This is a genomic window from Bacillus sp. 3255, assembly GCF_031456485.1.
Lineage (GTDB): Bacteria > Bacillota > Bacilli > Paenibacillales > NBRC-103111 > Paenibacillus_E.
On the sequence record NZ_JAVDUS010000001.1, the window covers coordinates 373,307 to 394,906 of the forward strand.

Annotated in this window: 17 protein-coding genes; 9 read left to right on the forward strand and 8 right to left on the reverse strand. The window is 51.9% G+C overall.

What is annotated here, in order from left to right:
* Nucleotides 1-49: 49 nt before the first annotated feature.
* The 6 genes from J2X61_RS01475 to J2X61_RS01500 all read left to right on the forward strand — a co-directional run bounded on the left by J2X61_RS01475 (nt 50) and on the right by J2X61_RS01500 (nt 9,156).
* Nucleotides 50-1,384, forward strand: coding sequence for an extracellular solute-binding protein (locus J2X61_RS01475; RefSeq protein ID WP_274466741.1), 1,335 nt, complete (start codon nt 50-52; stop codon nt 1,382-1,384).
* 78 nt (nt 1,385-1,462) lie between these two features.
* The gene (locus tag J2X61_RS01480; protein ID WP_274466742.1) at nt 1,463-2,338 is read left to right on the forward strand and encodes a carbohydrate ABC transporter permease; all 876 of its coding nucleotides are present in this window, start codon (nt 1,463-1,465) and stop codon (nt 2,336-2,338) included.
* A gap of 19 nt (nt 2,339-2,357) precedes the next feature.
* Nucleotides 2,358-3,236, forward strand: coding sequence for a carbohydrate ABC transporter permease (locus J2X61_RS01485; RefSeq protein WP_310185284.1), 879 nt, complete (start codon nt 2,358-2,360; stop codon nt 3,234-3,236).
* 39 nt (nt 3,237-3,275) lie between these two features.
* Complete coding sequence (locus J2X61_RS01490) at nt 3,276-5,045, forward strand: sensor histidine kinase (protein WP_310185286.1); 1,770 nt, start codon at nt 3,276-3,278, stop codon at nt 5,043-5,045.
* Nucleotides 5,026-6,606 carry a response regulator gene (locus J2X61_RS01495; protein ID WP_274466747.1) on the forward strand — a complete coding sequence of 527 codons (1,581 nt, stop codon included), beginning with the start codon at nt 5,026-5,028 and terminating at the stop codon, nt 6,604-6,606. Before J2X61_RS01490 ends, J2X61_RS01495 begins: the two co-directional genes overlap by 20 nt.
* 30 nt (nt 6,607-6,636) lie before the next feature.
* Nucleotides 6,637-9,156, forward strand: coding sequence for a beta-mannosidase (locus J2X61_RS01500; protein ID WP_310185289.1), 2,520 nt, complete (start codon nt 6,637-6,639; stop codon nt 9,154-9,156).
* 58 nt (nt 9,157-9,214) lie between these two features.
* Here J2X61_RS01500 and J2X61_RS01505 read toward each other — a convergent pair whose 3' ends face one another.
* From J2X61_RS01505 to ilvB, 5 genes are all read right to left on the reverse strand, one after another.
* Nucleotides 9,215-10,411, reverse strand: a complete 1,197-nt coding sequence (locus J2X61_RS01505; protein WP_274466749.1) for an aminotransferase-like domain-containing protein — start codon at nt 10,409-10,411, stop codon at nt 9,215-9,217.
* 98 nt (nt 10,412-10,509) lie between these two features.
* Entirely contained in the window at nt 10,510-12,057 is a 1,548-nt protein-coding gene (locus J2X61_RS01510; protein WP_274467470.1) for a 2-isopropylmalate synthase, read from the reverse strand.
* A 118-nt stretch (nt 12,058-12,175) separates the two neighbouring features.
* Entirely contained in the window at nt 12,176-13,168 is a 993-nt protein-coding gene (gene ilvC / locus J2X61_RS01515) for a ketol-acid reductoisomerase (protein WP_274466750.1), read from the reverse strand.
* A gap of 167 nt (nt 13,169-13,335) precedes the next feature.
* A complete protein-coding gene (gene ilvN, locus J2X61_RS01520) occupies nt 13,336-13,827 on the reverse strand; it encodes an acetolactate synthase small subunit (protein ID WP_274467472.1) in 492 nt (163 codons plus the stop codon).
* Nucleotides 13,827-15,572 (reverse strand): biosynthetic-type acetolactate synthase large subunit, encoded by a 1,746-nt coding sequence (gene ilvB, locus J2X61_RS01525; RefSeq protein ID WP_274466751.1) that lies wholly within the window; start codon nt 15,570-15,572, stop codon nt 13,827-13,829. Before ilvB ends, ilvN begins: the two co-directional genes overlap by 1 nt.
* 515 nt (nt 15,573-16,087) lie before the next feature.
* Between ilvB and J2X61_RS01530 the strand changes: the two genes are divergently transcribed.
* The 3 genes from J2X61_RS01530 to J2X61_RS01540 are packed head-to-tail and all read left to right on the forward strand — an operon-like array spanning nt 16,088 to nt 19,990.
* The gene (locus J2X61_RS01530) at nt 16,088-17,608 is read left to right on the forward strand and encodes a spore germination protein (protein ID WP_274466752.1); all 1,521 of its coding nucleotides are present in this window, start codon (nt 16,088-16,090) and stop codon (nt 17,606-17,608) included.
* Nucleotides 17,609-17,626: 18 nt separating this feature from the next.
* The gene (locus tag J2X61_RS01535; RefSeq protein WP_274466753.1) at nt 17,627-18,850 is read left to right on the forward strand and encodes a Ger(x)C family spore germination protein; all 1,224 of its coding nucleotides are present in this window, start codon (nt 17,627-17,629) and stop codon (nt 18,848-18,850) included.
* A 24-nt stretch (nt 18,851-18,874) separates the two neighbouring features.
* Nucleotides 18,875-19,990: a GerAB/ArcD/ProY family transporter gene (locus J2X61_RS01540; RefSeq protein ID WP_274466755.1), complete on the forward strand. Its 1,116-nt coding sequence runs from the start codon at nt 18,875-18,877 to the stop codon at nt 19,988-19,990.
* A 239-nt stretch (nt 19,991-20,229) separates the two neighbouring features.
* On the opposite strand, the gene rplT is transcribed toward J2X61_RS01540, so the two are convergent.
* The 3 genes from rplT to infC are packed head-to-tail and all read right to left on the reverse strand — an operon-like array spanning nt 20,230 to nt 21,380.
* Nucleotides 20,230-20,589 carry a 50S ribosomal protein L20 gene (gene rplT, locus J2X61_RS01545; protein WP_274466756.1) on the reverse strand — a complete coding sequence of 120 codons (360 nt, stop codon included), beginning with the start codon at nt 20,587-20,589 and terminating at the stop codon, nt 20,230-20,232.
* 46 nt (nt 20,590-20,635) lie between these two features.
* Nucleotides 20,636-20,836, reverse strand: a complete 201-nt coding sequence (rpmI, locus tag J2X61_RS01550; protein ID WP_274466757.1) for a 50S ribosomal protein L35 — start codon at nt 20,834-20,836, stop codon at nt 20,636-20,638.
* Nucleotides 20,837-20,879: 43 nt separating this feature from the next.
* Nucleotides 20,880-21,380, reverse strand: coding sequence for a translation initiation factor IF-3 (infC, locus tag J2X61_RS01555; RefSeq protein ID WP_274466758.1), 501 nt, complete (start codon nt 21,378-21,380; stop codon nt 20,880-20,882).
* Between the last annotated feature and the right edge of the window lie 220 nt (nt 21,381-21,600).

Below are 21,600 nucleotides of genomic sequence, written 5' to 3' on the forward strand. Positions count from 1 at the left end.
CACCGAATCCGTAAAATATACAAATAGATGCATAACTAGGAGGTCTACCATGAAAAAATTCACTCAAATATCAACTGTATTGCTCGCGGCCAGCGTCCTGCTTGCAGGCTGCGGCGGCGGCGAGAAAGCGGCAGACAGCGCAGCGGCAACAGCTGCAGCCGGCGGTTCCAAAGAGAAAGTCAAGCTCTCCATCTGGCATAACTGGTCCGGTCAAGATGCGAAAGCGATCGCGATGCGCAAAATTCTCGACGACTTCAAAGCGCAAAACACCGATATCGAGCTCGAGGTTGAAGGACTTCCGACAGACGGTTTGAAAACCCGTTTGAAAACGGTAGCCGCGGCAAACGAAATGCCGGACCTGTTCGTGATGTGGCCGGATGCGATGACGAAGGAATTCGTTAGCGGAGACCTGCTGCAGCCGATCAATGAATTCCTGGACAGCAAGCCGGAGTGGAAAAACAACTTCATTCCGAACGCGCTGGACGGCTATACCGTTGACGGTAAAGTGTACTCCGTTCCGATGAACTTATCGCCGACTTCTTTCATTTATTACAACAAAGCGCTCTTCGATCAATATAAGGTACAAGTGCCAAAAACGTGGGACGAGCTTAACGCGGCGATCAAAACGTTCAACGACAACAAAATCATCCCGATTGCGCTTGGCAACAAAGCCAACTGGGCGGTTCAATCCACGATCTTCAGTGCGATTGCCGACCGGACGACAGGCACGGACTGGTTCCTGAAAGCGGCGAAGCAAGATGGCGCCAAATTCACCGATCCGGAATTCATCCAATCCTTGAATACGCTCAAATCGCTCAGCGACAACAAAGCGTTCCAAGACGGCTTCAACAGCATCGATCAAAATCAGATGAGACAGCTGTACTTCCAAGGCAAAGCCGCTATGTTCATCGACGGCGGTTGGGCGATGGCCGACGTTGTGCAGAACACACCGAAAGATGTACTTGCGAACACGCACATCGCGCTGCTGCCTCCGGTTAACGGCGGTAAGGGCGAAGCACAAACAACGTCCGGCGTCGTCGGAACAGGCCTTGGCGTCAGCAAGAAGCTGACAGGCGCGAAGAAAGACGCTGCGCTTAAGCTGTTCTATGCTCTATCCGGACCGGAAGGCCAGCAAGCAACGCTTAACAGCTCTACGCTCGTGAGCTACAAGATCGATCTGGACCCAAGCAAAGCGCATCCGCTCTTCGTTGAGTTGAACGAACTGATGAAAACGACGAAAATCACGCCAGTTTACGATTCCAAATTGAGTTCAGCGACCGTTGAAGTCATCAATAACAGCTTGCAAGAGCTGCTGATGGGCGGTAACGCCGAAGCGATCGCGAAGAAGATTCAAGATTCGCAAGCAAGCGCAGTCGGTAAATAAACACTTATACTAAAAATATCCAGCCCTCCACATCTGTGGCAGGGCTAGATACTTTCACATGCAAAGGAAGTGAGCATAATGAATGCATCCTATGTCCGCAGGTTCGTTATACTAAGTCTTGCGCCTGCCATTTTAATCTATGCTTTATTCGTATTCGTCCCCGTCATCTGGTCCTCGTACTACAGCTTTTTTGACTGGAAAGGAATCGGAGCGGCGAAATTTATCGGTCTGAAAAACTATGTGGAGATCATCCACGATCCGATTTTCTGGAGATCATTGAAAAATAACTTTATTTTCTTGATCGTATCCGTCTTCGGTCAGCTTCCTATCGCGCTTATACTGGCTATTCTGCTTCATAAAAGCAATGCGCTGCAAAGATTCATCCGCTCGGCCGTATTCGTTCCAATGGTCCTCTCCTCCGTCGTCATCGGGATGATCTGGCAGTACATTTATCACCCGCAAATCGGCATCCTGAACTTCCTGCTCGACAAGCTGGGATTGTCTAGCTGGAAGCTGCAGTGGCTGTCGGATTCGAAAATCGCCATCTTCGCGCTAGCGCCTCCGCTCATCTGGAGCTTCGTAGGACTATATCTCATTATTTTCATTTCCGCTTTCCAAAACATTCCCGGCGAAATTCACGATGCCGCTCAAATCGACGGCGCTGAGGGAGCCCGCAAAATGTTCTCGATCACGCTGCCTATGATCTGGACGACCGTGCAAATCGCCATCATTCTATGTATCTCCGGCAGCTTGAAATCCTTCGATCTCGTTTATGTGATGACCAAGGGCGGTCCTGCTCACGCGACCGAGCTGCTCGCAACGTATATGTACAACTCGACGTTCTCCTCTTACCGTTACGGCTTCGGAAGTGCGATCTCTACGTCAATCGTCCTCATCAGCTTGATCTTCATCGGCTTAAGCCAATGGATTACCAGCCGCAAATCGAAAGCATAATGAAAGGAGGAACGCGCGCATGCAACCTATTGCCGCACAACCTGTACAAGCAAGATCATCCAAAACAGCCTTGTCATTCGGGCTGATCAAGCAAGGCGTGCTGTGGACCTTTTTAACCGTCTACGCCGTTCTAACGTTATTTCCATTGCTCTGGCTCATCATATCCTCTTTCAAGACGACAGGGGAATTCTTCAACAGTCCGTTCGGGCTTCCGACTTCCTGGCAATTCGCCAACTACGCTACAGCCTGGAAATCGTCCAAAATGGGGACGGCCTTCCTAAACTCCGTCATCGTTTCCCTGGTTTCGCTGGCACTTACTTTATTCGTCAGCTCCCTGGCCGCCTATGTGCTTGCCAGACTGAAGTTCCGTTTCAAAGGCCTCATTCTGACGTTCTTCGTGATCGGGATGCTGATTCCGATTCACAGCACGCTGGTTCCGCTCTTCATTCTGCTGAAGCAGGTTGGCTTGCTGAACTCGTACTGGGCACTTATTCTGCCTTATACCGCCTTCGCTCTGCCAACGGCGATCTTCGTACTGACGGCTTACCTGTCCTCGGTGCCCAAAGAGATCGAAGAAGCCGCCTATATTGACGGCACACGGCTTTGGGGTGTATTCTGGCGCATAATGCTGCCAATTTCACTACCGGCTCTATCAACTGTTATCATCTTGAGCTTTCTGCATTTCTGGAACGACTTTTCGTTCGCGCTCGTTTTCATTTCCAAAAGCAGCATGAAAACATTGCCGCTGAGCATCGCCAACTTTGCTGACGGCTATCAAACCGATTACGGCTTGACGCTTGCCGCCATGACAATTGCCGTTATTCCGACCATCGCCGTCTACTTGGCCTTCCAAGAGCAGGTGATGAAAGGCATGACCGCCGGCGCCGTGAAAGGCTAATTCGGATCGAAACACACAGCTAAGGAGGTCAATAGCGTTATGGTCAAATGGTTCGGCGATTCGCTGAGAAGCAAACTATCCGTCATTATGCTCATGACGACATTGATCCCTTTGCTGTTCCTCGGTACGTTCGCCTTCGTCATCTCCTCCAACATTACGGAGGAGAAGGCCCAGCAGGCGGGCCTGGACACACTGGCGCAGATGGACGCCAAATTCCGTTTCATTTTGCAGGATGTGGAGAACATGTCGCTCTTCCTCATCGGACAAAGCGAAGTTCAGGCGTATATGAATAGACCGGACGAAACGGCCAAAATCAAAATTTTAGGCCTCATGACCAATCTCGTTTACTCCAAGGATTACATTTCAAACATTACGATCTTTTCAAACAATCCGAATGCAAGCGACCCTCTCTCCACGTCGACGATTTACAAAACGAACATGCTTGAAATGGTCGATATCGGTCAGATCAAGGATAAAACGTGGACGAATCTGTATCATATCCAAAATTATTTAGGCGATCGGCGGGTGTTTTCCTTCATTCGTCCTTACCGCAGCTATAACAATTATCAAACGCTGGGATGGCTCTCGATTACGCTCGACGAGCAGGTGCTGTCCCGCATCTGGTCCGAACCGAAGCTGGCCGAAGGCCACGGGCAGGTAGCGTTGCTCAACACACGCAATGACATTATGTCGGCGACCGACAAGAGCTGGCTTACCCTGCCTGTCGAGTCGATCTTCCCCGGCGTCAGCAAGAACATCCAAGCGAAGCCTTTCGGCGAGTGGACCTACGGCCAAGGGAAGGACAAGCAGAATGTGCTGTATTACCGGGAGCCTTCCATCGGATGGACGCTGCTCGGTATCATCCCCTCTCAGCTCTATCGCGCACAAAACAGGTATATTTTGCAGCTATCCGGCATCGCCGTCGTGCTGGCTGTGCTGACGAACGTTGTGCTGACATTGTTCGTGATTCAACGGGTGACGAATCCGCTTCGCGTTCTAACACGTCTGCTCAGCAAAATTAATCCCAACGAGCCCCTGCCGCAATATGCAGCGGATTCGCGGGATGAAATCGGAAGGCTCGCACAGAGCTACAATATGCTGGGCACGCATATCGAAGCGCTCAAGAAGCAGCTCATTCATGAGGAGACGCGCAAAAAGGAAGCGGACATGCGAGCGCTGCAGGCGCAAATCAATCCGCATTTTCTGTACAATACGCTGTCGTCCATTCATTGGATCGCACTGCTCGCTGAGGAGGAACGCATTGCCGAGATGGTCGGGGCATTGAGCGACTTCCTGCGGTTCAGCTTGAACAAAGGCAAGGAATACTGCACCGTCGCTCAAGAGATCGCCCATATTCGGAATTATGTCCTCGTGCAGTCGATTCGCTTCCCCGATGAATTCGAGGTTGCCTACACCGTCGACGCTGCGCTGAATAACACCTATATGCTGAAGCTGCTGCTTCAACCGCTGGTCGAGAATGCGATGATTCATGGCATTCAGAAGAAAGAGGTCAAGGGCAACATAGCCATCTATATCGAGCAAAAAGGATCTATGATCCATTTCAAAGTCATGGATGACGGCATCGGGATGACCGAGGAGCAGCTGACCGCAGTCCGGGCCAGCTTGAATCCGCAGCATGGCCTGCCGGCAGCCGATGCAAGCTACGGTATGCGCAATGTGCATGAACGGCTGCAGCTGCATTATGGACCCGAATCCGGCCTGACGGTCGAGAGCAAATGGCAAGCGGGCACCTGCGTTTCATTTGTCATACCAATATTGGAGGAACGCCATGAGAATCATGATCGTTGACGATGAAGTCATCATTCGTACGGGACTTGCGAAGGTCATCAAATGGAAAGAGATCGGGATCGATTTGCTGGCACCGGCCGCCTCGGCGGAAGAAGCGCTGCGGCGTATGCCAGAGGAGCATCCTCATATTCTGTTGACCGACATTCGCATGAAGCATATGAACGGTCTGGAGCTTGCCGCCAAGGCCAAAGAACTGCTGCCGGAAATCGAAACGATCATTCTCTCGGGCTATGACGATTTCGTCTATATGCAGCAGGCGATCAGGCAGGGCGTCAGCGACTATTTGCTGAAATCCAGCCGTCCCGAAGAAATCATGAAGACCGTGCTCAAGGTCAAGCAGAGCATTGAACAGAAGTGGAAGCACCATAACCAAGATCAGTACAAAAATAAAGAGATCCGCAACCGGCTATTCGAACAGCTGGTGATTGAAGGCGCGACGGCAGCTATGGATGCCAATCTGTTATCCGAATATTTGCCGCGCTTACTTCCTCAACCGGATGCAGAGGGCAGCCTCTTTCACGTCTGCATGGTGACCGCGGAAGGCTGGGATGAGTCGGCGGCTGCGACCTCTCTGCTCTTATTCGCCGTAGATAATATGCTGCATGAGCTGATCCGCTGCGAGACTTTGATTCACAAGCAGCGGATTGTTGTCGCTATGCAGCAGAAAGCCGGCTCCGAGGCTTACGCTCCTCCTCAGGCGGCGCTGGACAAAATTGAGCGGCTGCTCAAATGCAAAGTATGCCTCTCGATCGGAAAGCCGGTTCATCGGGCTGAAGATTTGCATGAATCTTATACAGCAGCTGAATATGCCCATAGCTATAAACCGCTTTTGGAGACATCCATCCTGGATTATTCGGATATTGTCGTTCGCAAAGGAGGCAAGACGGTCTGTTCCCATGAGGAGGAACGGGAGCTTTCCGCCATTCTGCTCGAGAACGACTCCATTGCACTGAAAAACTGGGTGCACCGGTATATGCAGCCGGAGCTGGAAGATCCGCAGATGACGATCGAATCCCTGGAGTCCTTGACCCGCTCCGCCGCGCTATCGGCGCATCGCTGGCTCGAGCGCGTGATGGCCGCTACTGGGCGCACCGGCAGCATCGAGGAACAGGTGGGTCCGCTCGTCCTGCACCGCGGCACCGGGCTGAAAGACGTGCTGTTCCAGCACCTGCTCGCCCTCATGGAGCTCTACCACCATAGGCTTGGGGAAGGCCAAGCGACGCATACCCAGAAAGCGATGGCTTACATCCAGCAAAATTTGGGCAAAGACGTGAGTCTGCAGCAGGTCGCCAAATTCGTTCATCTGCATCCGAACCATTTGAGCGAAGTGTTCAAGAAGGAAGCCGGCATTACCTTCGGCGACTATGTGACCCGGCAGAAAATCAACCGGGCGATGGAAATTCTCGCGGTATCCCCGGCCAAAGTCGCCGAAGTTGCGGGCGCGGTAGGATTCGAGGATATCAAGTATTTCAGTCAAGTGTTCAAAAAGTTCACGGGGAAAACGCCAAGCGAATTCAGGGAGGAAGCTGTCAAACAGGTTAAGCTGACTCCTCTATCATAAGGCACCAACAATCAAGGGAGAGAACAACACATGGAATTATCAGGCTTATGGAGACTTCAACAATTCGAGGTTGGCGAGGCTAGGCCGCTCGAAGTAGCGGCAGCCGGACTGGACGACCGCTTCTGGATTACAGCGCAGGTACCTGGCGATGTGCATTCCGCTCTTATCGAGCGCGGGCTTATCGATAACCCTTATTTCGGACATAACGATGCGAAGAGCCGATGGATCGAGAAGAAGGAGTGGTGGTACCGCTGCGCCTTCAACTATTCGTTCGAAGCGAATCCGGGCGAGAAGCACGAACTGACGTTCGAAGGCCTCGACACCTTCGCCACGATCTATGTCAACGGTAAGGAAATCGGCACGACGAACAATATGCTGATGGGCTATACGTTCGATGTGACGCGTGTGCTTGTGGATGGCAAGAATACGATCGCCGTCAAATTCGATCCGTTATATTTGCACAACCGGGACAAAGAGCTTGTTCAATGGTCCTCCTATACGAAGGAACGGCCTTGGCTGCGCAAAGCCGCGATGAATTTCGGCTGGGATTGGGGTCCGCGCATGGTTACTGTCGGCATCTGGGGGAAGGTTCGCCTTGAACGCAAGCGCCTGGCCAAGCTGGACAGCGTGTTCGCCAGAACGGTATCGCGCTCCGAGTCCGCCGCATCGATTGCGGTCGACGTGGATGCCATCTCTTTCCGCAAGGGCATTGAGCGGGAATATGAAGTGCGCCTGCTAGCGCATGACGGCCAAGTTGCCGCCTCGGCGAGCGCGATTGAAGCAAGCGGGAGCAGGGCATCCACCCATGCCTTCACGCTCGATATTGCGAATCCCCGACTATGGTGGACGCATGATCTCGGCGAGCCGTACTTGTACGAGCTGGAGGTTCTGCTCTATGCCGACGGTGAGCTCGTAGACCGTTATAAGAAAGCCTTCGGGATTCGGACGATCGAACTCCAGCTGCAGGATGACCAAGGCAGGAACGCGTTCGCTTTCATCCTTAACGGCGTGAAGCTGTTCGCTAAAGGTGCGAACTGGATTCCTGCCGATCACTTCATCGGCAGCATTCCGGATCAGCGCTACCGGGATTTGATCGATCTCTCCGTCACGTCCCATATGAATATGCTGCGTATTTGGGCCGGCGGCATTTATGAGAAAGACGTGTTCTATGAAGAGTGCGACAAGCGCGGTGTGCTCGTTTGGCAGGATTTTGCCTTCGCGAACGCGTTATTCCCTGATTATAACCATGACTTCATGGAGAACGTACGCCGAGAAGTCGTCTACAACATCAAGCGGTTACGCAATTATACGTCCCTGGCTTTATGGTGCGGAAACAACGAAATTGACTGGCTCTACGATATGAAATCGTCCGGAGGCGACATTGACTGCCCGTTCTGGGGGGAAATCATCTATCATGAACTGATCCCGGAGGCGCTGGAGCTGCTCGATGACAGCCGCGCTTACTGGCCTTCCTCCCCATTCGGCGGCAATGACGCGAACGATCCCGATGTCGGCGACCGGCATAATTGGCAGGTGTGGCACGGTTCTGTCTATCCTCGCCAGTTCGGCGATGCACCGCTTCTGGATTACAGTATCGAAGGCGTCACGTTCAAAAATTACAAGAAAGACTTCACCCTCTTCAGCAGTGAATTCGGCATGCACGCTTCCGCGAACCGGTACACGCTGGAGAAAAATATTCCGGACGGCCAGTTTTATTGGAACAGCGTAGAAATGGCGTATCGGAACAAGGATACGAATCATCAGAAGGGCATCCTGCTTATGGAAGGCTACACCGGCATTCCGTCCGACATCGAGGCGTATATGAACTTCTCCATGCTGACCCAAGCCGAGGGCTTGAAATACGGTATCGAGCACTACCGGCGCAACAAGCACCGGACGAGCGGATCGCTCGTATGGCAGCTCAACGACAGCTGGCCGGGAACGAGCTGGTCGCTGATCGACTATGAGCTGCTGCCGAAAGCTTCTTTCTACTATGCCAAAAAGTTTTATCACCCGCTGCTGCTTTCACTCGATCACGAGCCAGGACAACCGCTTCGCGTCTGGGCGGTTAACGACACGCTGGACGTGCTGGCCGGAGATGTCGTGCTGACGGTGTTGAACTTCGCAGGCGAGGAGCTGTTCAGCCATACGTTCCCGGCTCAAGTAGCGGCGAATGCAGCCGTCATGCTCGGCAGCCTGGAAGAAGCCGATGTGCTGGGAGGCGCTTCGCCAAGCGAGGTGGTCGTTAAGCTGAGCACAACGGCATGGGCGGCGCCGGACAACCTGTTCTATCTGCGCGATCAGAAGGATCTCCAGCTGCCGCAGACCAAGCTGAGCGTTATCGTGGACGAAGCTGCGCAAACGGTGCAAATCACGGCGCAAGGCGCTCACGCCCGCATGGTGAAGATCGACGTTCCGCAGGGCAACATCCGCTTCAGCGATAACTTCATGGACTTACTGGCCGGCGAGCAAGTCACCGTGAAGATCAGCGACCCGTCGGGTAACAAAGTCGCACTCAAGGGCTTACAAGTGCGCGCAATCAATATGTAGGGTTTGGCCATAACAAAAAAGCATCGGCAAGTGATGACACTTGCCGATGCTTTTTGTGTTATACGCTTTGTAAGTAAGATTCCATCGCTTTCGCCAACCGCTGCATCCCGAGAATCGTGTTCTCGCGATCCGTATGCGTGTAGTTCAAGCGCATCGTGTTATACTGCGGATTCTCGGCATAGAACGTCGAGCCCGGTACGAAAGCCACGCCTTCCTTGACGGCGATTTTGAGCAGCTCCTCTGCGCGAATATGCTCAGGAAGCTCGACCCAGATGAACATGCCGCCCTTCGGATCTTCCCACTTCAGGCCAGGCCAGTTCAGCTCTTTCAGCAAGCCGGACATGAAAGTCATGCGGTCTTGATACTGCTCGCGGATCAACGCGATATGCGCATCCAGATCGAAGTGCTCCAACAGGTGATACAGCGTCTGCTGGTCGATCGTGCTGGAGTGCAGATCGGCCGATTGCTTGAAACGGGCAAGCTGGCGAATAATCTCTTCGTCGCCCATGACCCAGCCTGTCCGGAATGCAGGCGCTACTGTTTTGGAGAAAGTGCTGGTATACACCACATTGCCGCCTTCCGCCGCACCGCCCAGCGAGAAGACGGACGGATAGGTTGCATCGCCGTCGAATTGAATCTCTCCGTACGGATCGTCCTCCAGGATCAGCACATCCGCCTCGCGGCAAATGTTCAGCAGCCCTTGGCGGCGTTCCAAGCTCCATACACGGCCTGCCGGATTCGAGAACGTCGGGATCACATAGACCAATTTCGGATTATGCTGCGCGACCTTAGCTGCCAGATCTTCCAGAATCATGCCATCGTTATCGCTCTCGACGGAAATGATTTTGGCGCCTTTGGCCTGAAAAACTTGAATCGCCGCTAGGTAGGTCGGTCTTTCCACCAGAATGATATCGCCTTCATCAATATAGACGCGGGTCAGCAGATCAATGGCTTGCTGAGAGCCCGTCGTGAGCAGCATTTGATCCGGCGTTACCTGCATGTTCTTGGCGGCCATCCGTTTGCATAAGGACTCGCGCAGCGGCTTGTACCCTTCTGTAAGGCCGTACTGCAGCGCTGACTTCCCGCCGCCTATAACGCGTTTAAACGCATCGCTCACCGCGTCCAATGGGAAAAACTCTTCGGCAGGCAGTCCGCCGGCAAAAGAAATGATCGAGCTGCCTTGAGTCAGCTTGAGAATTTCTCGTACCGCCGAGGATGAGAAACCTTCTAGCGATTTAGAAAATCGATATTTCATATATGGACGCATCCTTTCGCATTTGTAGAAAGCACCCCTCCTCTAGCTTGGAGGTGAGGTGCTTATCCTGATCGTTCCGTCATATCATGATCGGCTGATTAAATCAGCGTCACATTGCTTCTGTTGCTTGTCGGCGTCTTGCGTTTATCAATGAGCCTGTTCACAGCGTCCAAGTAAGCCTTGGCGCTTGCTTCCAGAATGTCGGTCGAAATGCCCCGTCCTTGAACGGACACATCGTTCTGCTTGAGTACGACATGCACCTCGCCGAGCGCATCCTTCCCGTGGGAAACCGACTTGATGGAATAGTCGTCGAGCTCGACCTCTTCCTTCGTCGCCTTGTCGATCGCATTATAGATCGCATCGACGGAACCGTTGCCCACGGCGCTTTCCGCCACTTCGCTGCCGTCTTGGAAGCGGACATGTACGGTCGCCGTCGGTGTCATTTGGTTGCCGTACGCCACTTGCAGCGTGCCCAGCGCGAAGATTTCCGGCGTTTCGATCAGCTTCTCTTCGATCAGTGCGCGAATATCTTCGTCTTCAACCTGCTTCTTGCGGTCGGCCAAATCTTTGAACTTGCCGAACGCTACGTTCACTTGCTCTTCGGCAAGGTCGTAGCCAAGATCGATCAATTTCTCGCGGAAGGCGTGGCGGCCGGAGTGCTTGCCCATGACGAGCTTGCTTTCCTTGACACCGATGGTCTCCGGAGAAATGATCTCGTAAGTCGTTTTCTCTTTCAGCATGCCATCCTGATGAATGCCCGACTCGTGAGCGAACGCGTTCGCGCCGACGATCGCTTTGTTGCCTGGCACCACCATGCCGGTCAGCTTGCTGACCAAACGGCTGGTGCGGTAGATCTCGCTCAATACCAGCGATGTCTTCGCTTGGTAGAAGTCCTGGCGAGTTTCCAGCGCCAGCACGACTTCCTCGATCGAGGTGTTCCCTGCCCGCTCGCCGATCCCGTTGATGGTGCCTTCGATTTGGTCGGCACCGTTCAGAACCGCCGCCAGCGCATTCGCCGTCGCCATGCCGAGATCGTCATGGCAATGTGCGCTCAGCTGGATTTTCTCAATGCCTGGGACCGTTTCTTTCAGCATTTTGAAAATATTGCCGTAGTCGTACGGCGTCATATAACCGACCGTATCCGGAATGTTCACGACCGAAGCCCCGGCGCGTACAGCCATTGCCGTCACTTCCGCGATGAAGTCCAGCTCCGTACGGCCCGCATCTTCGAGCGAGAACTCGATTTTGCTGAAATATTTCTTCGCATATTTGATTGCGGCTTCCGCCGTTTCCAGCACCTGGTGCTTCTCCATCTTCAGCTTATGCTTGCGATGGATCGGGGAAGTCGCCAGAAATAAATGAATGCACGGATCCTGAGCGCCCTGCAGCGCCTCACGGACCGCCTCGATGTCCGTCTCCTTCGAGCGGGACAGACCGATGACAGAGGCGTTCTTCACCGCTCTCGCCACGGCATTGACGGCCGCCAAGTCACCAGGTGATGCAGCCGGGAAGCCGGCCTCCATCCGATCGACACCCAGCTTCTCTAGTTGAAGCGCGATTTCGACCTTCTCTTGGGTGTTCAGATTCACGCCTGGCGATTGTTCTCCGTCTCTGAGTGTTGTATCAAAGATGTAGATTTTGCGCACCATGGTCACCTCCTAAATATTTACTCGTCTAAATAGTATTCACAGGGAGTGACTGGGAAATTCTCCGCAATCACTCCCTGTGGGGATGAATAACTATATGATTCAATCAAGCATTCAATTACTTTTTGATCCAGTGCATCATTTCGCGCAATTGGGAACCAACAACCTCGATTGGGTGTTGAGCTTCGTTGCGGCGAGTCGCGTTCATGAACGCGAAGTTGGATTGGTTCTCCAAGATGAAGTCGCGAGCGAATTTACCTTGTTGGATGTCAGCTAGAACAGCTTTCATCTCTTTTTTCGTTTCAGCTGTGATGATGCGAGGTCCTGTTACATAGTCACCGTACTCCGCTGTGTTGGAGATGGAACTGCGCATGGAGGAGATTCCGCCTTCATACATCATGTCAACGATCAATTTCAGCTCGTGCAAGCACTCGAAGTAAGCCATTTCAGGTGCATAACCAGCTTCAACCAATGTTTCGAAACCTGCTTTAACGAGTTCAGATGCACCGCCGCAAAGAACGGCTTGCTCACCGAACAAATCAGTTTCTGTTTCTTCACGGAAGGAAGTTTCGATAACCCCTGCGCGCGTACAGCCAATACCTTTTGCATAAGCAAGACCGATTGCTTTCGCGTTGCCAGTAGCGTCTTTCTCGATCGCGATCAAGCCAGGAACGCCGAAGCCTTCAACATAAGTACGACGTACCATGTGACCTGGGGATTTAGGAGCAACCAAGAATACATCTGTACCTTCAGGAGCTACGATTTGGCCGAAATGAATGTTGAAACCGTGGGAGAACATAAGTGCTGCGCCTTTTTTCATGTTCGGTTGAATGGACTCACGGTAAACGCGAGCTTGTGTTTCGTCCGGCATCAAGATTTGGATCACATCAGCGCGTGTAGCAGCTTCTTCTACGGTTACGACTTCGAAACCGTCGTTTTTCGCTGCGTTCCAGGAACGGCCTTCACGAAGACCGATGATAACGTTCAACCCGCTGTCACGCAAGTTTTGGGCTTGAGCGTGTCCTTGGGAACCATAACCAATAACTGCGATTGTTTTACCTTTAAGTACCGCTAAGTCTGCATCTTTTTCATAGTAAGTTGTAACTGCCATTTCGTATAAATCCTCCTTTGATATGATGAATCCGTTTTGTCTACCCCTTGAGTGGGTGTTTCAACGGTTTACCCTTTTCAAGCGCTAAAGAGTCCGCCGCTCAAAGCCCCACTCAAGGAGCCTTGCCTGCTGCTTTGTTGCTGCTTTATTTTAAAATTTCAAACTATTTATCTGACGGAACCGCGAATCATGGCTGTAGCTCCCGTACGGGAAAGCTCGCGGATGCCATAAGGACGAAGCAATTCTACCATTGCATCTATTTTATCCGAATCTCCCACAACTTGCACGATGATTGAAGAAGGTCCAATATCGACTACTGCGGCGCGGAATGTTTCTACAATTCCGAGAATTTCGGGACGCATGATCGGCTCCGCATTCACTTTAATCAGCGCGAGCTCTCTCGCTACCATCGGGTTCGAGCTCAGGTCAACGACTTTGATTACGTCGATCAGCTTGTACAGCTGCTTGGAAATTTGCTCCAGCGTGCTGTCATCCCCCGTCGTGACGATAACCATCCGGGAAAGTCCGAGTTCTTCGGACTCTCCTACGGTAATACTTTCAATATTGAAGCCGCGGCGTCCGAACAATCCGGAAACGCGCTGCAGAACACCGGGCTGATTGTTTACGAGTACGGAAATCGTATGTTTAGTTGTCGTCATCATTCCGAATCCCCCATTAACATGTCGCTAATTGTATCGCCTGCTTTAACCATCGGGAACACGTTCTCTCCTTTTGGCACGACGAAATCAATCAAGACCGGTCCAGGTGTGTCAAGCGCTTCCTGCCAAGCTTTTCTTGCTTCTTCCTTCGTCGTGGCACGCAGACCTTTGACGCCGTAAGCTTCCGCAAGTTTTACGAAATCCGGGCTGCCGGCCAAATCGATGTGGCTGTAGCGGTTATCGTAAATGATTTCCTGCCATTGGCGAACCATGCCGAGCACTTGGTTGTTGAGAATCACAATCTTCACCGGAATGTTGTGAATCGCACAGATCGCAAGCTCTTGCGCGCACATTTGAACGCCGCCGTCGCCATTGATGGATACAACCAGTTTGTCCGGGTTGCCCATTTGCGCGCCGATCGCGGAAGGGAAGCCGAAGCCCATGGTGCCAAGTCCGCCGGACGTTACCAAGGAGCGCGGGTTCTTGAATTTGTAGAACTGTGCCGCCCACATCTGATGTTGACCGACGTCCGTCGTTACGATCGCTTCGCCTTTCGTTGTCTCGCTGATCATCTCAACAACGTATTGCGGTTTCAGTTCCGTCTCGGTATCGCCGTACTTCAGCGGGAACTTCTCTTTGTTCGCTTGAACTTCGGCAATCCATGCTGCGCTCTTAGCCGGCTTGGCTTTCTGATTCGCCAGAGCCAGAACGGTCTTCACATCGCCGACGCACGGAATGTCCGTCTTCACGTTCTTGCCGATTTCCGCAGGATCCACATCGATATGAGCGATCGTTTTCACCTTAGGAGCGAAACCGTTCAAGTTCATCGTTACGCGGTCATCGAATCTCGAGCCGATGGAGATGATGAGGTCCGCATTCTGGATAGCGGTGTTCGCCGTGTAAGTTCCGTGCATCCCCGGCATACCGAGCCACAGCTCGTGCGCGCTTGGGAAGCCGCTCAGTCCGAGCAGCGTCGTTGCTACCGGAATTTGCGTCGCATTCACGAACTCGATCAATTCCTTGGATGCGTCTGCGTATACAACGCCGCCGCCTGCGATAATGACCGGACGCTCCGATTCTTCAATCGCCTTAAGCAGCTTGTCGACTTGCAGCTTGTTCGGCTGTACCGTCGGATTGTAGCCGCGGATGTTGACTTCCGTTACGGGCTTAAATATCGTTTTATGAGCGGAGACATCCTTTGGTATGTCAATGAGAACCGGACCTTTACGACCGGAGTTCGCAATATGGAACGCTTCATGAATGATGCGCGGCAGATCGTTTACGTCCCTAACCAGGTAGCTGTGCTTCGTAATCGGCATCGTAATGCCTGTAATGTCAGCTTCTTGGAAAGCGTCCGTACCAATAAAGTTCGTTGCAACGTTCCCTGTGATGACAACAAGCGGAACGGAATCCATGTAAGCCGTCGCGATCCCCGTGACGAGGTTCGTCGCCCCCGGTCCTGATGTAGCGATACATACGCCAACTTTGCCTGTGGAACGCGCGTAGCCGTCGGCAGCATGAATGGCTCCTTGCTCATGTCTTGTCAGCAGGTGGTTGAAATCGGAAAAGCCATGCATCGCATCGTAAATGTACAGAACAGCGCCGCCCGGATAGCCGAAGACGCAGTCCACACCCTCCAGCAATAAGCTTCTTAGCAGAATTTCGGAGCCTGTGATCAGGTCCGGCTTCGTCAGCTTGTCAATTAGTTCTTCCTTAGACCTCTTTGGTTCAGTTTGAACATTCATTGTGATCCTCCTCTCAAAAAATAAGTACTTGTCATACATCGTGCTTCTTTAGAGAATAAGAAAAACCCCATTCATCCCGGACACGCGTATAACGTGTTAAACGGGACGAAAGGGGTTTAAGCTTCCGTGGTACCACCCAAATTTGCTACGCGCCTCACAGCACATAGCCTTAGCAGGTATGTTCGTCATGAATCATACCCTCAGCACGATAACGTGTGCTCTTCCGATTCTCCCTACTGCTTGCAGCCGAACTGCAAGTTTCAGGAAAACAGCTCCGAGGTGACTTCGTACGTAAGGGATTAAGGCGATGGTTTCAGCAAGCCCAACGCTCTCTGCGCATAAGTGCCCTTATGACTTCTTCCTCTTCATAGCCGATTCATTCGTGTAGCTCATCAGATAAGATGATTAAGGACTATTATATGCATCGCCGGAGCATTAGTCAATAGGGCTTATCGAATAAAACGCTCGAATGTGTGGGAAGATACTACCAATTCAGGAAACGAGGGCTTCTGCTGATGAAATCTTCTCTGAAACCCGCCATCCCATTATCACAGGATTTGCACGCCAACCTTTCGAAACTGCAGGAAATGCTCGGCGATTCTCCCGATATCATTATTCGCTTGCTCGATATGCAGGTAACGCAGGATCACTACTCCCTTGCGCTCATGTACATCGACGGGCTCGCGCAATCCGAATCTATTCATAAGCATCTCATCCAACCTCTCTTAAACGTCAAAGCCACGGAATCGGTCAGTGAACAATATTGCGGGATTCATGAAATTCTGCAGCAAACCATTACCGTCAGCGAGCTATTTGAGGCTAAGCATGAGCTTGAGGTGCTCAGCGCCATTCTGGAAGGCGGCACCGCCATCTTGATCGACGGCTTCGACGAAGCCTTCATCGCCTGTACGACCGGCTGGGAGAAGCGCGCAATCGAAGAACCGCAGACGCAAACAGTGATTCGCGGACCCAAGGAAAGTTTCACGGAAGATATCCGGACGAATCTGGCTTTGCTGCGCAGGAAGATCAAGTCTCCGGACCTCCGCTTTGAAAGCATGAAGATCGGTCGTCTGACCCGTACCGAAATCATCATCACCTACATCACCGGCATCGTGAATGAAAAGGTGTTGAATGAAACGCGCAGACGGCTTTCGCTTATTGATACCGACAGCATACTAGAGAGCTCTTACATTGAGGAATTTATCGAGGACAAGGGCTATACGCCTTTTCCTACCCTGCTGAACACCGAACGCCCCGATGCGGCGGCAGCGGGAATTCTGGAAGGTCAGCTGTTGATCCTTGTCGACGGTACCCCCTTCGCTTTGATGGCGCCCATCACCTTCTACAAATTCCTGCAATCCAGCGAGGACTATTACCAGCGGTATGATATAGCTTCATTCGTGCGTCTCCTTCGGTATGCTTCTTTCTTCGTCTCCATGCTGCTGCCGTCTCTCTATATCGCGATCACGACTTTTCATCAGGAGATGCTGCCCACCACCCTGCTGATTTCCCTCGCCGCCCAAAGGGAAGGAGTTCCTTTCCCTGCCCTCGTGGAAGCGTTTCTGATGGAGATTACGTTCGAGGTGCTGCGTGAGGCGGGCGTACGGATGCCGCGCGTCGTTGGCCCCGCGATCTCCATTGTAGGGGCTCTGGTGCTCGGTCAGGCGGCGGTGCAGGCCGGGCTCGTATCAGCGGCGATGGTGATCGTGGTATCTTTTACAGCGATTTCCAACTTTGTCACACCGGCGATTAATCTTGCGGTTGCGGCAAGACTGATCCGCTTCATGCTCATGATGATGGCCGGACTGCTGGGACTCTTCGGCATCTTATTCGGATGCATGTTCATTCTTATACACATGTGCTCCATTAAATCGTTCGGCGTCCCTTATATGGCGCCGGTTTCTCCGCTGATTCCGGCGAATTTGAAGGATATCTTCATCCGGCTTCCTTGGCGGAGATTACTCACAAGGCCTGAAGGACTGAGCCAAAATGTGTACCGACAGCCTCCTCCCGCCAAAACGTCAAAGAAAAAATAACACGGAGGGCCGGAAATCATGAGCTTCAAGCGCCGGGCGGTATGGACCATCATCATCGCTATCGTCATCTGCTGCTCGTGCACGGGCTGCTGGGACCGGAAAGAACTGAATAAGATCGCAATCGCTTCCGCTACCGCTATCGATTGGGTCGAAGATCACTGGCAGGTCTCCTACCAGGTCGTCATCCCTCAATCCATCTCCAATATGAGCGGAACCGGCATGCAGCAAGCGCCTGTCATGGTGTTCTCCACAACCGGAGATTCCATCCAGGAAGCCGTGCAAAGAGCTTCTCTGGAGATGCCTCGAAGAATGTTCTTCGCGCACAATCGGGCTGTGATCATTGGCGAAAGCGCCGCCCGCAAAGGGATTTCGCCGATCATTGAAGTCTACTTGCGAAGCGCCAATTCCCGGGAAACGGTCACCTTGCTCGTCAGCAGAGACAAAGGCCGCAATGTGCTGGAGCAGCTGCTGCCGCTCGAGAAGATCCCGGGCGCTGCCCTGCAGAACATGGTGCTTAACGAGGACAAAACCGACGGCAACCTGAAACAAGTGATGATCTATCAATTCGCAATGGGAATGCAGGGAGACTCCGGTTATAGTATGCTGCCCGAAGTGTATATCTCAGGAACAGGCAACGAGTCCACCTCCATCGAAAAATTAAAAAACACAAATTTCGATACGAAGCTGAAAATGGGCCGCATCGGCATTTTCCAAAAAGACAAGCTCATCGGTTGGATGACAGGGCATGAAGGCTATGGCCTCAACTGGATTAAGGGCGATATTAAGCAATCCATTCTATTTTTCGCTTGTACGAAGGACAGTAAGCAATCCCTCTCGGCTATTCGCATCAACAAAGCTTCAACCAAGGTTGTTCCTGTTTATAACCAAGGAGCATGGCTTATAAAGGCAGAGGTTAGAGCGAGCGGGAATCTGGTCGAGAACGGCTGTATGGTCGATGCTTCCAAACCGGAAGGAACCCGCAAATTGGAGGAACTCATCAGCGGTACCATCTCCGATCTGATGCAAAATTCTTTGCATAAAGCGCAAGCCATGAAAGCGGATGTTCTTGGATTCGCAGGGCTCATCCACCGGAAAGATCCCAAAGCCTGGGCGAAGTTACAGCCTGACTGGGGCGATCATTTCGCGCGAATTCAGATGGATGTCACGATTCGGGTCGAGATCGAGAACATCGGCATGAACAACAAATCGGTCAAGCAGCTTATTGAAAGCGATAATCCATAAGGCGACGGAAGAAGGGGGATCGGCATGGAACGAATCAGCAACTACCAAATAGGCGTTATGATCATTCTTTTCCAAATCGGCAGCACGCCTCTGTTCGCCATCGGCAGCAAAGCCAAGCAGGATTCCTGGATCGCCATGCTTTGCGCGGCGGTATTCGGTTTGCTTCTCTTGCGGTTGTTTCTCTATATCCAAAGCATCGCCCCTGACCAGTCGCTCATCGTTCTCCTGCGTATGTGCTTCGGCAAAATTGCCGGAGGCATTCTAAGCATCTGCTTCACCATTTACTTCGCCTACGAGTCCATGCGTAATGTGCGCGACTTCGGCGAAATTACGAGCGTAACGCTGCTCGCGCAAACGCCGAAGTTCGTCGTCATGCTGCTCGTTATGTTATTGGCCACCTATATGATTATCATGGGGATCGAGACCTTCTGCCGCGTCGTCGAAAGCTTGATACTGCCTGTGCTTATCAGTTATGGCGTACTCTCCCTGCTTATTTTCGGCTCAAGATTGATGAGTTTGGAACATATTCAGCCGGTGATGGAGAAGGGCCTCACGCCTATCCTGAAGGCGGCCTTTCCTGATTTGGTTTCCTTTCCATTCGGTCAAATGGTCGTCTTCCTGATGTTCTGGCATCTCATGGCCGACAAGAAGAAGATTAACCGAATCAGTACCATTTCTTATCTTGGGGTCGCCCTATTTCTTATTGGCATGAATATAATTAATTTGTTAGTGCTTGGCCCCTCCCTCATCGGCAACAGCACGCTGCCCTTCCTGCAAACCGTGCAGCTCATTCAGGTCGGGGATATCTTCGAGAGGCTGGATGTATTCGTCACTCTGCTGCTGTTTCTCGGCCTGTTCGTTAAATTGGCGGCTTTCTACTGGGCCGCTGCTTATGGCGTCTCTCAGCTGATGAGAGGGAACAGCAAGTATTCCGTATGCTTCGTCGGTATCGTGATTTTCATTTCTTCCTTCTTTGAGCCTAGCTATACCTTCCATGTGTGGTTGGGACTGGCGGTCAGCGTCAAGCTGTTTCCTATCTTCCAAGTGGCGCTCCCCTTCGCCATGTTCATCGCGATCCTGCTCCGCAAGCTGAAGAAGCGGCCTTCTCCCGATGAGAGCAAGGAGCTGCCGGCAACTTGATCCCGCCGTACGCGGGCAGGATGTCACCGGTAACGCCATATGACGCAGTGCGGTGTTCTATGGCGGCACTGCATGCCGGCCATGTAGGCCTGGTCGCCCGTGGGCCATACAGCAGGTCCGCCGCTAACGATTCTGTAGGAAATTTAGAATACATTCCACCTTTTTACCGCCGCAATCCTGGGCAAATAAAAAAAGCTTGCCCCTCCAAGGGACAAGCTTTCTGAAGCGCGAAGCGAAGCTTACGCGTTTACTTTTGCTTTTGCAGCTGTAGCCAAATCGTTGAATGCTTTCGCATCGTTTACAGCCAAATCAGCCAAGATTTTGCGGTTGATGTCGATACCAGCCAATTTCAGGCCGTGCATCAATTTGCTGTAGCTCAAACCGTTTTGACGAGCGCCAGCGTTGATACGTGTAATCCACAGTCTGCGGAAATTACGTTTCGTTGTGCGACGGTCACGGTATGCGTACACCAAAGACTTCATAACTTGCTCTTTAGCTGTTTTAAATAAACGGTGTTTGGAACCGAAGTAACCTTTTGCCAGTTTCAAAATTTTCTTGCGACGGTGAGCGCGAATAAATCCGCCCTTGACTCTTGCCATTGTTAACTACCTCCTGGGATGTATAAATAATGTTCGAATTCAGAAATTACTTGATGTTAGCGAGTTGTTGTTTCAAACGACGTACATCGCCAGGAGCCATAACAGGGTTCGTGGACAAAACGCGTTTTGTACGAGAAGACTTACCGGATAGCAAGTGGTTCTTACCTTGTTTGTATCTCAGCACTTTGCCTGTGCCCGTAATTTTGAACCGGCCTTTCAAGCTGCTGTGTGTTTTCATTTTCGGCATGTGTTGTTCCTCCTAATTTAGTATACTCTCGCCAATGTTGTAGCTATGTTGTAGCCTTCGGCGTTAAGATCATGATCATGCTTCTTCCCTCAAGCTTAGGAGCGCGCTCCTGCGAGGAAATGTCCGCTGTTTCAGCAGCCAGACGTTCAAGCACTCTGCGACCAATCTCCGAGTGCGCGATCTCGCGCCCGCGGAATCTGACGCTGGCTTTCACTTTATCGCCGTCGCCAAGAAATTTAATCGCATTGCGAAGCTTCGTTTGGAAATCATGCTCATCGATTGTCGCGCTTAAGCGAATCTCTTTGATATCCACAACTTTCTGGTTCTTGCGAGCTTCTTTCTCTTTCTTCTGCGTTTCGTAACGGAATTTCCCGTAATCCATGATGCGGCATACAGGCGGCTTAGCCGTCGGAGCCACATTCACCAAATCCAAGTTCGCGTCTTGTGCGATTTGCAGAGCTTCGCGAATCGGCACAATGCCGAGTTGTTCTCCGTCCGCCCCGATCAGGCGTACTTCCTTCACGCGAATTTCCTCGTTAATCATATGGTCTTTGCTAATCGTATTCCACCTCCATAAAGTATGTAACTCTCTATCGGAATGTAAAAAAGATGCGGGCGCAAAGCGGCCCACATCTTCATCAATAACAGGTTATGAACAACCTATTGAGCATTCATGATGATTCATTCAAACCAGCCAACTGCACAGTCGGTCAGGTGAGAAGCGGGCGCTTCTGCTTTTACTTGAAGTATAATATCATCTTGTA